Origin of the sequence: Sphingobium trunci (assembly GCF_022664535.1) — a bacterium.
Lineage (GTDB): Bacteria > Pseudomonadota > Alphaproteobacteria > Sphingomonadales > Sphingomonadaceae > Sphingobium.
The window spans coordinates 29574-43368 of sequence record NZ_JAKUJY010000008.1; the positions used below are offsets into that span (position 1 = coordinate 29574).

Consider the following 13795-nt stretch of genomic DNA (forward strand, 5'->3'; position numbering starts at 1 on the left):
GCGGACGTAAAAAATCCTCCCCGCGCGCAGCGCGGGGAGGATTGGGAAGGGACGCTGATGCTTACGCCTTTGCCTGCGGCTCCACCACGCGGATGTGCAGTTCGCGCAGCTGCTTTAACTCGGCCGGGGCCGGCGCGCCCATCAACAGATCCTCGGCCCGCTGGTTCATCGGGAACAGCGTGATCTCGCGCAGATTCTGCGCCCCGCACAGCAGCATCACGATCCGGTCCACGCCCGCGGCCATGCCGCCATGCGGCGGGGCGCCATATTGGAAGGCGCGGTAGAGGCCGCCGAAACGCTCCTCCACATCCTGCTGGCTGAGGCCGACCTTCTCGAATGCCTTGACCATCAGTTCGGGCGACTGGTTGCGGATCGAGCCCGAAGCAATCTCATAACCGTTGCAGACCATGTCATATTGATAGGCCTTGAGGGTCAGCGGATCCTGACTGTCCAGCGCTTCCATCCCGCCCTGCGGCATGGAGAAGGGGTTGTGCGCGAAGTCGATCTTCTTCTCGTCCTCGTCATATTCGTAGAAGGGGAAATCGACGATCCAGCACAGTTCGAACCGGCCCTTGTCGATCAGGTCCAGCTGCTCGCCCACGCGGATGCGCGCCAGACCCGCCAGCTTGGCGGCCTGCGATTCCTTGCCCGCCGCGAAGAACACGCCGTCATTGGGGCCAAGGCCCAGCGCCTCGACCAGCTTCGCCGTCCGCTCCTCGCCATGATTCTTGGCGATGGGACCGCCGGGCACGCCATCCTTGATGTTGATATAGCCAAGGCCGGAATAGCCCTCGGCCCGCGCCCAGTTGTTCATGTCGTCGAAGAACTTCCGGCTACCCGCGCCGGCGCCCGGCGCCGGGATCGCGCGGATCACGCTGCCGCTCTCCACCAGCGAGGCGAAGATGCCGAAGCCCGACCCCACGAAATGTTCGGTGACGTCGGTGATGACGATCGGGTTGCGCAGGTCGGGCTTGTCCGACCCATATTTCAGCATCGCCTCGGCATGGGGGATGCGCGGGAAGCTGCCCGCCGGGGTCACATGCCTGCCCTCGGCGAACGCCTCGAACACCTGGGCGATCACCGGCTCCATCGTGTTCCAGACGTCTTCCTGGGTGACGAAGCTCATTTCCAGGTCAAGCTGGTAGAATTCGCCCGGCAGGCGGTCGGCGCGCGGGTCTTCGTCGCGGAAGCAGGGCGCGATCTGGAAATAGCGGTCGAAGCCCGCCACCATCAGCAGCTGCTTATATTGCTGCGGCGCCTGGGGCAGGGCGTAGAATTTGCCCGCATGGATGCGGCTCGGCACCAGGAAGTCGCGGGCGCCCTCGGGCGAGGAGGCGGTCAGGATCGGCGTCGAATATTCGGTGAAGCCCGCATCCTCCATCCGGCGGCGCATGTCGCGGATGATCTGCGTCCGCTTGACGATGTTCGCGTGCAGCGTCTCGCGCCGCAGGTCGAGGAAGCGGTAACGCAGGCGGATGTCTTCGGGATATTCCTGCTCGCCCGCCACGGGAAGCGGCAGGTCGGCGGCGGCGGACAGCAGCACCGCGTCCAGCGCGCGAATCTCGATCTCGCCGGTCGGCAGGTTCGGGTTCACGGCCTCCCTGGCGCGGGCCACGACCTTGCCCGTCACCGTCACGACGCTTTCCGCGCGCAGCGATTCGATCACCTTGAAGACCGGCCCGTCGACCTCGGTGACGATCTGCACCATGCCATAATGGTCGCGCAGGTCGATGAAGACCAGATCGCCATGGTCGCGCTTGCGATGGACCCAGCCGGACACGCGCACCTCATGGCCGACCTCCGCCGTCGTAAGGGCGCCGCAGGTGTGGGTGCGATAGGCATGCATGGCGATCTATTCTTTCAGCTTCGTTTTACGGAAATGACAAATTGTTGCAGCGCCGCTATGGGCAGTCTTGTCAAGCATTGACGAGCCCGTGAGCGACGGGCCAGCCCATAATAAGATCGAAGACCATATGCAAATCCATCCGCTGATTACCGACAGCAAGACTCTTGCCCAATTCTGTGCCCGGATCGCCCAATCGCCCTATATCGCGGTCGATACCGAGTTCATGCGTGAAAACAGCTACTGGCCCGACCTCTGCCTGGTGCAGGTCGCGGACGAGCATGAAGCCGCCGCCATCGACCCCAAGGCGCCGGGGCTGGACCTGACACCCCTGCTCGACCTGATGGTCGACAATGAGGATGTGCTGAAGGTCTTCCACGCAGGCGGGCAGGACCTGGAGATCATCTACAATCTGACCGGCAAGACGCCGCATCCGCTGTTCGACACGCAGATCGCGGCGATGGCGCTGGGGCTGGGCGAGCAGATCGGCTACGGCAATCTGGTCGACGCCTGGCTGGGGGTCCAGCTCGACAAGGGCGCCCGCTTCACCGACTGGGCGCGGCGCCCGCTCGACAAGCGGCAGATCGACTATGCGATCGGCGACGTCACCTATCTCATCCAGATCTTCCCCAAGATGCTGGAGGAATTGCGCCGCACCGGCCGGGGCGACTGGCTGGACCAGGAAATGGAGCGGATCAGCGACCCCTCCAATTATGAGAACAAGCCGGAGGAAGCCTGGCAGCGCGTCCGCATCGCCAGCCGCAAGGCCGATGTGCTGGGCCGGCTGAAGGCGCTGGCCGCCTGGCGCGAGATCGAGGCGCAGGACAAGAACCTGCCCCGCGGCCGCATCGTCAAGGATGAGACGCTGGCCGACATCGCCAGCCATCCGCCGCGCTCCCAGGAGGATCTTGGCAAGGTGCGCGGCCTTTCCGCCACCTGGAAGACCAATGATATCGGCGCCCGCCTGATGCTGGCGCTCGCCAACCACCGGCCGCTCGGCAAGGACGAGATGCCCGAGCGCGATCCCAAGCGGCCGGGCCTGGGCAAGGACGGCGCGCTGGTGGCGGACCTGCTCAAGCTGCTGCTCAAGATCCGTTCCCGCGATATCAACGTCGCCGCCCGCCTGATCGCCCGCAGCGACGATATCGACGCGCTGGCGGCGGGGGTTCGTGACGGCCTCTCGATCCTGGAAGGCTGGCGCTATGAACAATTCGGCCGCGACGCGGTTGATCTGGTCGAGGGCCGCATGGCCTTCGCGGTCAGGAATGGCCGCCTGAAAATGACCCGCACCGAATAGGGAGTCCTCATATGCGGACGGCAGCCTTCAGCCTTCTTCTCCTGCTTACCGCCTGCGCCGGGGCGGGTGGCGGGGGTCCGGCCACGCCGCCCGCCAGCGCCGAAGGTCCATGCCGCAATGACGGCCTGGACCGCTTCACCGGCCGGACTGCCAGCACCGCTCTCGGCGTCGAACTGCTGAAGGCATCGGGCGCCCGCACCCTGCGCTGGGGCGCGCCGGGCATGGCGATGACCATGGATTTCCGCGCCGACCGCCTGACGGTCAGCTATGACGAGAAGATGGCGATCACCTCCGCCCGCTGCGGCTGAAGATGATCGCGGCCGGGGATGGAATAAACCATCCCCGCCGGTCGTATTCTCCCCGGCATCAGGCACGATCCCACCGATTGCGCCTGGTCGGCCCGACGGGTGGTCCCCATAGGGCGGCGTAGCGGTGGCGCAATGAGGTTAGGCCCCTCTCGGCGCCATCGCTACGCCATTTCAAACACTTCCTTCCTTTAGCCCATCTCTATAGGCTGGGTGCCCTGAGTCATGAATTGCCCGGTCAAGGAGGGGGAATGCGATGGAAGAGAGGAATGCCTCGGCCCTGATCGACGGACGGATCGCGGAGCTTGGCGACTGGCGCGGCGAGACCCTCGCCCATATCCGCGGGCTGATCCATCAGGCCGATCCCGATGTGACCGAGGAATGGAAATGGCGCGGCGTCCCGGTCTGGTCGCATGACGGCATCCTCTGCACCGGCGAAAGCTACAAGCAGGCGGTGAAGCTGACCTTCGCCAAGGGCGCCTCGCTCGATGATCCCTCAGGCCTGTTCAACGCCAGCCTGGAGGGCAATATGCGCCGCGCCATCGACATCCATGAAGGCGAAGCGATCGACGCGGACGCCTTTCGGTCGCTCATCCGCGCCGCCATTGCGCTCAACCGGGGCAAGAGCCGGAAGAAGGGCTGAAAGGCGGATCACACCTCCAGCCCGATCAGCGTCCCGCTGCCGATCCGCCCGACATAGCGCTTGCCGTCGATTTCCAGCCAGTCGGGCGTCACCTCCAGCCGACGCCCCCTGATCGTCGTGCGCAGATGCTCCACGGCGATCCGGTTGCGCGCCACGATCCGCAGCACCGCCAGCCCGTCACCGCGCGCCGCCATCATGCTGTAGCGGTCGCCGCGCAGCAGGAAATGCCAGCTGCCGTCGGAGGGAATCCATTCATTGCCGTCGACGATCTGCATCGCTTCGCCCTTGGCATCGCCCATCCGCACGCTGATGCGGGTCGCGCCATTGCTGCGGCGCGGCGGGGCGAAGATCAATATCGGCTCGCCCTCCAGCGTCAGCGGGATCGGCGTGTCCCGCAACAGCCGGGAGCCGCCCATGATCAGCGTCGGCAGTTCCGGCGAAAAAGGCAGGCGGTCCCGCGCGAAATGGCGCTGCCGCACGACAGGGTTGGCATGGAAGCCCTGCACCTGCATCGGCGTCAGCCGCCCTTCCTCGACCAGCCCATGACAGGTCGGACAAAGCAGCGTCACCCCATTGCCTTCGGGCAGCCGCAAATAGCGGTAGATGGTCACGCCGCAGCGGACGCAGGCAAAGCCGCAGGCCTGACGGACCTCGTCCCGCTGCTGCGCGGTCAGTTCTGGCAGCGACGGCATCACACGCAAGCCCATGCACGACGACCCCTTGCAATCGCCCGTCCACGCCATTCGCGGACCGGCGTTCCTCCGGCGTCCTTCCTGCTGGCTGGAGGCCGTCGAACGGCCCCTTCTCGCTGTTGCACTATCGATGAAATAAATGCGGACAAGTCAAGAGGCGTGCAGCGATCTTCTATCGTTGGGGCAGCAGATCCAGGTTGCGCGACGCCGCGATCGCCCGGATGCGATCCGGCCGCGGCATGGACTTGATCGCGATTTCGGCGACATCCCCGGCGCTGAACAGCTCGACATTGCCGACATTGAAGATGCGCTGGCCCAGCGTCTGGGTAATCCGCACGCTGCGGATGCTGGACAGCGCGATTTCCGTCCGCTGTTTGGCGAGCAGCCCGCGCTCCATCAGCACTTCCCGGTCGGACAGCGCCAGCCGCTCGCCCTTGTGCAGCACCCACCAGACCCCGATCGCCAGGATGCCGACGACGGAGATCAGCAGCAGGACGAACAGAAAGGGATGGGCGCGGAACATCGCCGGATTCTCGTCATACAGCCATGTCTCGCTCATGCCGGTCCCCTGCCGCTAACCACCTGAACTGACCATGGAAGCGACCCTCCGGTCAAGCCGGGACGGCGGTCAGCTCTCATCGCCCATGCGCAGCGCCGCGATGAAGGCCTCCTGCGGAATCTGCACGCTGCCATATTCGCGCATCCGCTTCTTGCCCTCCTTCTGCTTCTCCAGCAGCTTCTTCTTGCGGGTGATGTCGCCGCCATAGCATTTGGCCGTCACATCCTTGCGCATCGCCGCGATCGTCTCGCGCGCGATCACCTTGCCGCCGATCGCCGCCTGGATCGGTATCTTGAAGAGGTGGCGGGGGATCAGGTCCTTCAGCCGCTCGCACATGTGCCGCCCGCGCGATTCGGCGGCGCTGCGATGGACGATCATCGACAGTGCATCGACCGGCTCGTTGTTGACGAGGATGCTCATCTTGACGAGGTCACCCTCGCGCGTGCCGATCTGGTGATAGTCGAAGCTGGCATAGCCCCTGCTGATCGACTTCAGCCGGTCGTAGAAATCGAACACCACTTCGTTGAGCGGCAGTTCATAGGTCACCTGCGCGCGCCCGCCGACATAGGTCAGGTTCTTCTGGATGCCGCGCCGGTCCTGGCAGAGCTTCAGGATGGAGCCAAGATATTCGTCGGGGCAGTAGATCACCGCCTCGATCCAAGGTTCCTCGATCATCTCGATATGGTTGGGATCGGGCATGTCGGCGGGGTTGTGCAGGTGGCGCACCGTCCCATCCTTCATGTGCATCTCATAGACCACCGACGGCGCGGTGGTGATGAGGTCGAGATCATATTCCCGCGTCAGCCGCTCCTGGATGATCTCCAGATGCAGCAGGCCCAGGAAGCCGCAGCGGAAGCCGAAGCCGAGCGCCGCCGACGTCTCCATCTCGAAGGAGAAGCTGGCATCGTTGAGCCGCAGCTTCGAAATCGAATCGCGCAGCTTCTCGAAATCATTGGCATCGACCGGGAACAGGCCGCAGAACACCACCGGCTGCACTTCCTTGAAGCCGGGCAGCGGCGCGGCGGCCGGGTTCTTGACGGTGGTGATGGTGTCGCCGACGCGGGTCTGGCTGATATCCTTGATCTGCGCGGTGATGAAGCCGATCTCGCCCGGTCCCAGTTCGGCCAGTTGCTCGATCTTCGGCCGGAAACAGCCGACGCGGTCGATCAGATGCTCGGTCTCCCCGATCATGAACTTGATCTGCTGGCCCTTCCTGATGACGCCGTTGACGACGCGGACCAGGATGACGACGCCCAGATAGGGGTCGTACCAGCTGTCGACCAGCATGGCTTCGAGCGGCGCGGCGCGGTCGCCCTTGGGCGCGGGGATCTTGGCGACGATGGCTTCCAATATATCGTCGATGCCCAGCCCCGACTTGGCGCTGGCCAGCACCGCTTCCGATGCGTCGAGCCCGATCACCTCCTCGATCTCGGCCTTCACCTTTTCCGGTTCGGCGGCGGGCAGGTCGATCTTGTTGATGACCGGCACGATCTCATGGTCATGCTCGATCGACTGGTAGACGTTCGCCAGCGTCTGCGCTTCCACGCCCTGCGCCGCGTCCACCACCAGCAGCGCGCCCTCGCACGCCGCCAGCGACCGGCTCACCTCATAGGCGAAGTCGACATGGCCCGGCGTGTCCATGAGATTGAGTTCGTATTTCTCGCCATTCTTCGCGACATAGTCGAGGCGCACGGTCTGCGCCTTGATTGTGATGCCACGCTCCTTCTCGATATCCATATTGTCGAGAACCTGCGCGCTCATCTCGCGGTCGGTGAGGCCCCCGGTGCGCTGGATCAGACGGTCGGCCAGCGTCGACTTGCCATGGTCGATATGGGCGATGATCGAGAAATTGCGGATATGCGAAAGGTCGGTCATGGCCCGCGCCGATAGCAGCGATTGAGGGGCCTGTCAGCAGCGCTTAAAGTCTGTTTGGAAATGCGCCTTTCGGCGCCTGGCCGCACCAGCGCCGGTGCCGTCCCGAAATGCGCTCATCCGCGCTTTTCCAAACAGACTATCCCGGCGATAACCATTCGCATTGCTTGAACCGCCACACGGTTGTGCTAGAGCTTGGAACGACAATCGGGGCGCCAAAAATCAAAACGACATCAGCAACTTTCAGGGGTGCATGACATGCGCGTGTTCACGAAGTTCATCACCGCCGCAGCCGGACTGGCTGTCGCGGCCTCTCCGGCGATGGCCGCCGAAAAGGGTTCGTCCGCCCGGCAGGAACAGGCCAAGAAAACCGCCGAAATTCCTCATTGCACCCGGCGCCTCGGCACCGTCGCGATCGTCGAACCCGACAATCAGTGGTGGCGCGAGCTGAACCTGGGCAGCCCCGAGGCGATCCTCAAGGTGTTCGTCCAGCAGTCCGGCTGCTTCGGCCTCGTCAATCGCGGCCGCGCCATGGCCAGCCGCAACATGGAACGCGCCATGGCCGATTCCGGCGAGCTTCAGGCGGGATCGAACCTGGGCAAGGGCCAGGTGAAGGCGGCGGATTATTTCCTCCAGCCCGATATCGTCTCCTCCAACAAGAATTCGGGCGGCAACGCGCTGGGCGGCATGCTCGGCGGCATGCTCGGCGGCCGCACCTTCGGCGCGCTCGCCGGGGGCATCTCGATCAAGAAGAGCGAGGCGAACGTCACCCTTTCCATCGTCAACGCCCGCACCACGGAGGAAGAGGCGCTGACCGAGGGCTATGCCCGCAAGTCGGACCTGAGCTTCGGCGGCGGCGGCGGCGCCGGCTGGTGGGGCGGCTTCGCGGCGGCTGGCGGCGGCGGCTACCAGAATACCGAAATCGGCCAGGTGATCGTGCTGGCCTATCTCGACGCCTATACCAAGCTGGTGACGCAGCTTGGCGGCCTGCCCGCCAATGCGGCGGCAGCGGCGCCCCGCGCCCAGTAAACGGTATGGATCAGGAAGGGGCGCTGCCGGATCGACCGGCGGCGCCCTTTTTCATGTCCGGCTGGGCGCGGCCCCGGCAGGCGCCGAAGCAGCCAAACGGCGCCGCCGCCACCAGCCCAATATCGCCTCTGCGGCCGGGCGCTCGACCGCCCGGTTGATGAGCGTGCCGAGCGACAGCGCGGCCAGGAAAGCGGCGGCGAAACCGGCCCAAGGACTATAGCCCGCCTCCGCCATTTTCAGCATCACGACGAAGCCGACATGCTGGTGGATCAGGTAGAAGCTGTAGCTGATCCCGCCCAGCCAGACGAGCGGCCGCAGCCGCAGAAAAGTCAGCCGCCCGCCGATCAGCGCGCCGAACAGCGCCAGCAGGAGGACGCCGGCCAGGGTGATGTCCCAACTGTCGACGGTCGCGACCGACAGCAGCGCCAGCGCGGTATAGGGCGCCTGCTGCCGCCAGCTCCGCTGCCCCGACCAGATGCGATAGGCGAGCATGCCGATGATGAAGAAGGGCACATAGCGCAGCACCGCCAGCATCACGATCCGCTCCGGCATGCCGGGCCACAGCGCATAGAGCCAGCGCAGCGCCAGCCACGCCACCAGCACCGGCTCCAGCCGTTTCAGCCCTGCCCATTTCCAGATCGCCACCATGCAGAAATAGAAGGCGATCTCGACCGTCAGCGTCCAATAGGCGCCGTCGGCCGCAGGCAGGAAGGCGAAGCCCTGGAGCATCGTCACATTGGCCAGGATCGCTCCCGGCCCGATCAGCAACTGGCTCGCGCGCGCCAGAAACTCGATCGCCAGCGTCAGCGTCATCGCCACCAGATAGGCGGGATAGAGCCGGGCGACGCGGTTGACCACGAAGTCGGCGACCGTCGCGATCCGGTCCAGCGTGAAGAAGATCGCGAAGCCGGAAATGGCGAAGAACAGCAGCACCCGGTAATTGCCGCCCAGAAAGCTGAAGGGCACATGGGCCGCCTGCGGGAACAGCTCATGGAAGCGGGTCGAATAATGAAAGACGAGCACGCACAGCGCCCCCAGCCCGCGCAAGGCATCCAGTTCCGTCAAGCGGCCGGAGGAAGGGCGAGTCTCTGCCATTGCTACGCCATAGCAACCAGACAGCAATCAATCAGTTAATATCGTGGTTAACCATGGACATGACCGGCGCATGGAGGTTTCTTCCTGTTCCACTATTCACGCTGGCTGGCACCCAACCGGGGAAAAATCCCGTCCGGCGATGGCCTCGGGGAAAGGGCCAGTCCTCTCTGGACCAACTGGCATCCGGCACGGTGATGCGTCGCGGCGCCGTTTGCGCTATATCGGCGTGGCTACCCGAGGGGATGTCATGCAAGTCGCGGTTCTGACATTTGATGGCTTCAACGAACTGGATTCGTTCATTGCCTCGGCGATACTCAACCGGATGAAAGCCCATGGCTGGGCCGCACATATCACCGCTCCGACCGAGCAGGTGACGTCAATGAACGGCGTAACCGTTCAGCGGCAGAAACCGTTAGCGTTTATCAGCGATGCAGATGCGGTTTTGATCGGCAGCGGCATCAGGACTCGTGAGATAGCGGCTGACACCGACCTCCTGTCCCGCATCAATCTGGATCCTTCACGCCAGCTCATTGGTGCTCAATGTTCCGGGACACTGATCCTGGCGAAATTGGGCCTGATTGGCGCTCTACCGGCCTGCACCGATCTGACCACAAAGCCATGGGTCATCGAGGCAGGCGTCGATGTGATTGATGCCCCCTTCACGGCGAGCGGCAATATCGCGACGGCGGGTGGGTGCCTGGCTTCCCAATATCTCGCCGCGTGGATGATTGCACGTGGCGCTTCAATGAGCGATGCCGAAGAGGCGATGCACTATGTCGCACCCGTAGGTGAGAAGGAACTCTATGTCCGGCGGGCAGTCTCGGTGATTGAGCCGTTCGTCCGCCAAGGGCAAGCCGCTGCCGCTTAGAGCATTTTCCAAGCAGGCGGCATTTGTTTTCGCATCCTTTTAAGCGCAAAACCGGTTCCCACCTCGGCGCACGATGCTCTAATGGCGGGAACCGGCAGCTGCCTCCGCCGCCCGCTTCAGCCCGGCAAGCTGCTCCGCCAGAACCCGATCCACGACCGGCGCGATCTTTGCCGTACCCATGCGAACATAGCCGCCCACGACATAGCTCATCACGATCCGGACGCCTTTCCCGGCCGGAACGATGTCGAAATTCAGCGTCCCCGTCACCGCTTCGGCCTGCAACGGTCCCAGAGCGCCTGACAGTCGCAATTGCCGGTCGGGCGCGGCATAGACGACCCGCGCATGTTCGACGCTCCCCGCCTGCCCGCCCTGCCCGGGCACGGTTTCGCAAAAGCAGCCGCCCGCGACCGGCTTCAGGCTGAGATTGGCGGCATTGCCGCTGAAACTATGCTCCTTGCTCCACCAGCGGCCGGGCTGGCCCAGCAGGCGATAGACGGTCCCGGCGTCCGCCGCGACATCCACGCTGTTCTCCACCGCAAAGCCGATATCGCTGCTGGCCGTAACAGCGCCATGGGCCGGCGCGACCATCGCCGCACCAGCCCATCCCAAAGCTATGATCTTGCGCATGACTGCTCCTTCCTTGCAGGAGGGGCAGCGTAACTCAGGCGGCCTTGCCGTCCAAGATGGCGGCGATCGCGACCGTCACATCGTCCATGTCCGCCATGCCGTCGACGCGCGACACGATGCCCCGCGCTTCGTAGATGGGCAGGATCGGCGCGGTCTTGGCCCGATATTCGGCCATGCGGGTCCGCACGGTTTCCTCATTGTCGTCCGGGCGGCGCTTGAACTCGTGGCTGCCGCATTTGTCGCAGGTGCCCTCGACCTTGGGCGTCTTGAACCTGTCATGATAGCCCTCGCCGCAGTTGGCGCAGGTGAAGCGCCCGGTGATGCGCTCGACCAGCGCATCCTCGTCCACTTCCAGTTCGATCACATGATCCAGCGCACGGCCGCGATCCGACAGGATGGTGTCGAGCGAATGGGCCTGCGCCTCGGTGCGCGGATAGCCGTCGAAGATCACGCCGGTCTCCGGCGCCAGCGCATCCAGCGCCTCGCCGATAATGCCCGACACGATCTCGTCCGACACCAGTTCGCCCGCTTCCATCACGGCCTTCGCCTTGAGGCCGATGGGCGTCCCGGCCTTCACCGCCGCGCGGAGCATGTCGCCCGTCGACAGCTGCACCATGCCCCGGCTGTCGACCAGACGCGTCGCCTGGGTTCCCTTGCCGGCGCCCGGAGGGCCGAGCAGAATGATATTCATGTCGCGCATTCTCCCCTGTTCTTCTTCGCGCTTTTTCGCGTCCTGCGCCCGGTCAGCGCAGGCGCCCCTTCAGTTTCGCCTTCTTGATCAGATCCCCATATTGATGGGCGAGCAGGTGGCTCTGGATCTGCGTCACCGTATCGACCGTAACATTGACGACGATCAACAGGCTAGTCCCACCAAGGTAGAAGGGTATGCCTGCGCGCGCGATCACGAATTCGGGCACCAGGCAGATGAAGGCCAGATAGGCCGCGCCGATCACCGTGATCCGGGTCAACACATAGTCGAGATAATTTTCGGTGTTCTTGCCCGGACGGATGCCCGGAATGAACCCGCCATTGCGCTTGAGATTGTCGGCCGTCTCTTCCGGATTGAACACCACGGCGGTGTAGAAGAAGCAGAAGAAGACGATGCCAAGCCCGTAGAGCGCCATATAGACCGGGCTGCCATGCGACAGATACTGGTTCAGCGTCAGCACGAAATCGCCCAGCTTGCTCTCGCCCGCCACGGTCCTGCCCGCGAACTGCGAGATGGTGAGCGGCATCAGCAGCAGCGAGCTGGCGAAGATCGGCGGGATGACGCCTGCGGTATTGACCTTGAGCGGCAGATGGCTGCGATCCGCCTGCATCAGCCCCTGGCGCGTCTGGCGCTTGGGATATTGGATCAGCACCCGGCGCTGCGCCCGCTCCATGAAGCAGATGAAGGCGATCAGACCAAAGCCGAGCACGATCACGAGGAAGATGACCAGGCCCGAAATCGCGCCGGTGCTGCTCGACTTGAACAGGTTGCTCAGCGTCACCGGCAGCTGCGCGACGATGCCTGCCATGATGATCAGCGAGGTGCCGTTGCCGATCCCGCGCGAGGTGATCTGCTCGCCCAGCCACATCAGGAACATGGTGCCGCCGATCAGCGAGATCACGGCCGCGATGCGGAACAGGAAGCCCGGATCGACCACCGCCTGCACGCCCGACTGGGCACCGAAGCTTTCAAGCCCGACGGCGATGAAATAGCCCTGCACCGCGGTCAGACCGACCGTGCCGTAGCGCGTATATTGATTGAGCTTCTTGCGCCCGCTCTCGCCTTCCTTCTTGATCGCCGCGAGCTGCGGCGAAAGGCTTGCGGCAAGCTGCACCACGATCGAGGCCGTGATATAGGGCATCACGCCAAGCGCGATCAGGCTCATGCGCGAAAGCGAACCGCCCGAAAAGGTGTTGAAGATGTCGAGGACACCGCCGTTGGTCTGCTTGTAGAGCTGCGACAGGGCGGTCGGATCGACGCCCGGCAGCGGCACGAAGCTCAAAAAGCGGAAGACGATCAGCGCGCCCAGCGTGAACCACAGGCGCTTCTTGAGGTCGGTCGCCTGGCTGAACTTCGCCAGGCTGAGATTGGATGCGAGCTGGTCGGCTCTCGATGCCATCGTGGCTGCCCTTCAAAACATCTTGCCGGAGTCCCCATGCCCCGGAGCGGAATCGCTAACCCCTTAGCGGGGCGATGGGGCGCTGTCGAACCGGATATTGCCGCCGATGCGACAAAAACCGCCCCAAGACAGATGGCCCCGCAGCCCATATCGGGCAGCGGGGCCATGCTTGCAAGCCTCGGCGCATTTCCGTGCCGGATTACCCCGGCGTGCCGAAAAATGCGCCAAACCCCGATAGCGGCTTGAATCAGCCCTTCTTGGCGGCCTTGGCGCTGCCCTTCTTGGCAGCGGCCTTCTCGGCGGCCGGGACGACGACGATCGTTTCGACCTTGCCGCCAGCCTTCTCGACCGCCTCGACCGCGCCCTTCGACGCACCGGCGACCAGGAAGCTGAGCTTGGCGGTCAGTTCGCCCTTGGCCAGCAGACGCACGCCGTCCTTGCCGCCACGGGCCAGGGCCGCCGCCTTCAGCGCCGCATGGTCGATGGTGGCGTTGGCGTCCAGCTTGCCAGCGTCGATCGCCTTCTGCACCGCGCCCAAGTTCACGATCGCGTAATCCTTGGCGAAGATGTTGTTGAAGCCGCGCTTCGGCAGACGCATGTGGAGCGGCATCTGGCCACCCTCGAAGCCGTTGATGCTGACGCCCGAACGCGCCTTCGCACCCTTCTGGCCGCGACCGGCGGTCTTGCCCTTGCCCGAGCCGATACCACGGCCGACGCGCATCCGGCCCTTGCGGGCACCGGCATTGTCATTGAGTTCGTTAAGCTTGGTCATTGTGCACTCGCTTTCGCTATGTTCGCGCGAAGGCCCGATCCTTCGGGATCGGGCCGTAGCCCCAGCGCAGGCTGGGGCCTCGTGA

At 64.3% G+C, this 13795-nt stretch carries 14 protein-coding genes; 5 read left to right on the forward strand and 9 right to left on the reverse strand.

Going from position 1 to position 13795, the window contains the following annotated elements; all coding sequences use genetic code 11:
* Nucleotides 1–61: 61 nt before the first annotated feature.
* A complete protein-coding gene (aspS, locus tag MJ601_RS09175) occupies nucleotides 62–1846 on the reverse strand; it encodes an aspartate--tRNA ligase (protein WP_242125596.1) in 1785 nt (594 codons plus the stop codon).
* Nucleotides 1847–1973: 127 nt separating this feature from the next.
* On the opposite strand from aspS, the gene rnd reads away from it, so the two are divergent.
* The 3 genes from rnd (at nucleotide 1974) to MJ601_RS09190 (ending at nucleotide 4088) form a co-directional block, all read left to right on the forward strand.
* Nucleotides 1974–3140, forward strand: a complete 1167-nt coding sequence (gene rnd, locus MJ601_RS09180) for a ribonuclease D (RefSeq protein WP_242125598.1) — start codon at nucleotides 1974–1976, stop codon at nucleotides 3138–3140.
* Nucleotides 3141–3151: 11 nt separating this feature from the next.
* Nucleotides 3152–3448 (forward strand): I78 family peptidase inhibitor, encoded by a 297-nt coding sequence (locus MJ601_RS09185; protein WP_242125600.1) that lies wholly within the window; start codon nucleotides 3152–3154, stop codon nucleotides 3446–3448.
* Between the two features lie 253 nt (nucleotides 3449–3701).
* Nucleotides 3702–4088: a DUF1801 domain-containing protein gene (locus MJ601_RS09190; RefSeq protein WP_242125602.1), complete on the forward strand. Its 387-nt coding sequence runs from the start codon at nucleotides 3702–3704 to the stop codon at nucleotides 4086–4088.
* 8 nt (nucleotides 4089–4096) lie between these two features.
* Here the strand turns inward: MJ601_RS09190 and MJ601_RS09195 are convergent, their stop codons facing one another.
* The 3 genes from MJ601_RS09195 to lepA form a co-directional block, all read right to left on the reverse strand.
* Nucleotides 4097–4780, reverse strand: coding sequence for a hypothetical protein (locus MJ601_RS09195; protein WP_242125858.1), 684 nt, complete (start codon nucleotides 4778–4780; stop codon nucleotides 4097–4099).
* Nucleotides 4781–4952: 172 nt separating this feature from the next.
* Complete coding sequence (locus MJ601_RS09200; protein WP_242125604.1) at nucleotides 4953–5339, reverse strand: PH domain-containing protein; 387 nt, start codon at nucleotides 5337–5339, stop codon at nucleotides 4953–4955.
* Between the two features lie 69 nt (nucleotides 5340–5408).
* The gene (lepA, locus tag MJ601_RS09205) at nucleotides 5409–7214 is read right to left on the reverse strand and encodes a translation elongation factor 4 (RefSeq protein WP_242125606.1); all 1806 of its coding nucleotides are present in this window, start codon (nucleotides 7212–7214) and stop codon (nucleotides 5409–5411) included.
* A gap of 255 nt (nucleotides 7215–7469) precedes the next feature.
* Here lepA and MJ601_RS09210 point away from each other — a divergent pair, with 255 nt between their 5' ends.
* Nucleotides 7470–8240: a CsgG/HfaB family protein gene (locus MJ601_RS09210; protein WP_242125608.1), complete on the forward strand. Its 771-nt coding sequence runs from the start codon at nucleotides 7470–7472 to the stop codon at nucleotides 8238–8240.
* Between the two features lie 51 nt (nucleotides 8241–8291).
* Here MJ601_RS09210 and MJ601_RS09215 read toward each other — a convergent pair whose 3' ends face one another.
* Nucleotides 8292–9335 carry an acyltransferase family protein gene (locus tag MJ601_RS09215; RefSeq protein WP_242125610.1) on the reverse strand — a complete coding sequence of 348 codons (1044 nt, stop codon included), beginning with the start codon at nucleotides 9333–9335 and terminating at the stop codon, nucleotides 8292–8294.
* A gap of 247 nt (nucleotides 9336–9582) precedes the next feature.
* On the opposite strand from MJ601_RS09215, the gene MJ601_RS09220 reads away from it, so the two are divergent.
* The gene (locus tag MJ601_RS09220; protein ID WP_242125612.1) at nucleotides 9583–10203 is read left to right on the forward strand and encodes a DJ-1/PfpI family protein; all 621 of its coding nucleotides are present in this window, start codon (nucleotides 9583–9585) and stop codon (nucleotides 10201–10203) included.
* A gap of 78 nt (nucleotides 10204–10281) precedes the next feature.
* Here MJ601_RS09220 and MJ601_RS09225 read toward each other — a convergent pair whose 3' ends face one another.
* From MJ601_RS09225 to rplO, 4 genes are all read right to left on the reverse strand, one after another.
* Nucleotides 10282–10830, reverse strand: coding sequence for an SRPBCC family protein (locus MJ601_RS09225; protein ID WP_242125614.1), 549 nt, complete (start codon nucleotides 10828–10830; stop codon nucleotides 10282–10284).
* Between the two features lie 34 nt (nucleotides 10831–10864).
* A complete protein-coding gene (locus MJ601_RS09230; RefSeq protein WP_242125616.1) occupies nucleotides 10865–11521 on the reverse strand; it encodes an adenylate kinase in 657 nt (218 codons plus the stop codon).
* Between the two features lie 52 nt (nucleotides 11522–11573).
* Nucleotides 11574–12938, reverse strand: a complete 1365-nt coding sequence (secY, locus tag MJ601_RS09235; RefSeq protein WP_242125618.1) for a preprotein translocase subunit SecY — start codon at nucleotides 12936–12938, stop codon at nucleotides 11574–11576.
* Between the two features lie 247 nt (nucleotides 12939–13185).
* Nucleotides 13186–13710, reverse strand: coding sequence for a 50S ribosomal protein L15 (gene rplO / locus MJ601_RS09240; RefSeq protein WP_242125620.1), 525 nt, complete (start codon nucleotides 13708–13710; stop codon nucleotides 13186–13188).
* Nucleotides 13711–13795 lie beyond the last annotated feature (85 nt).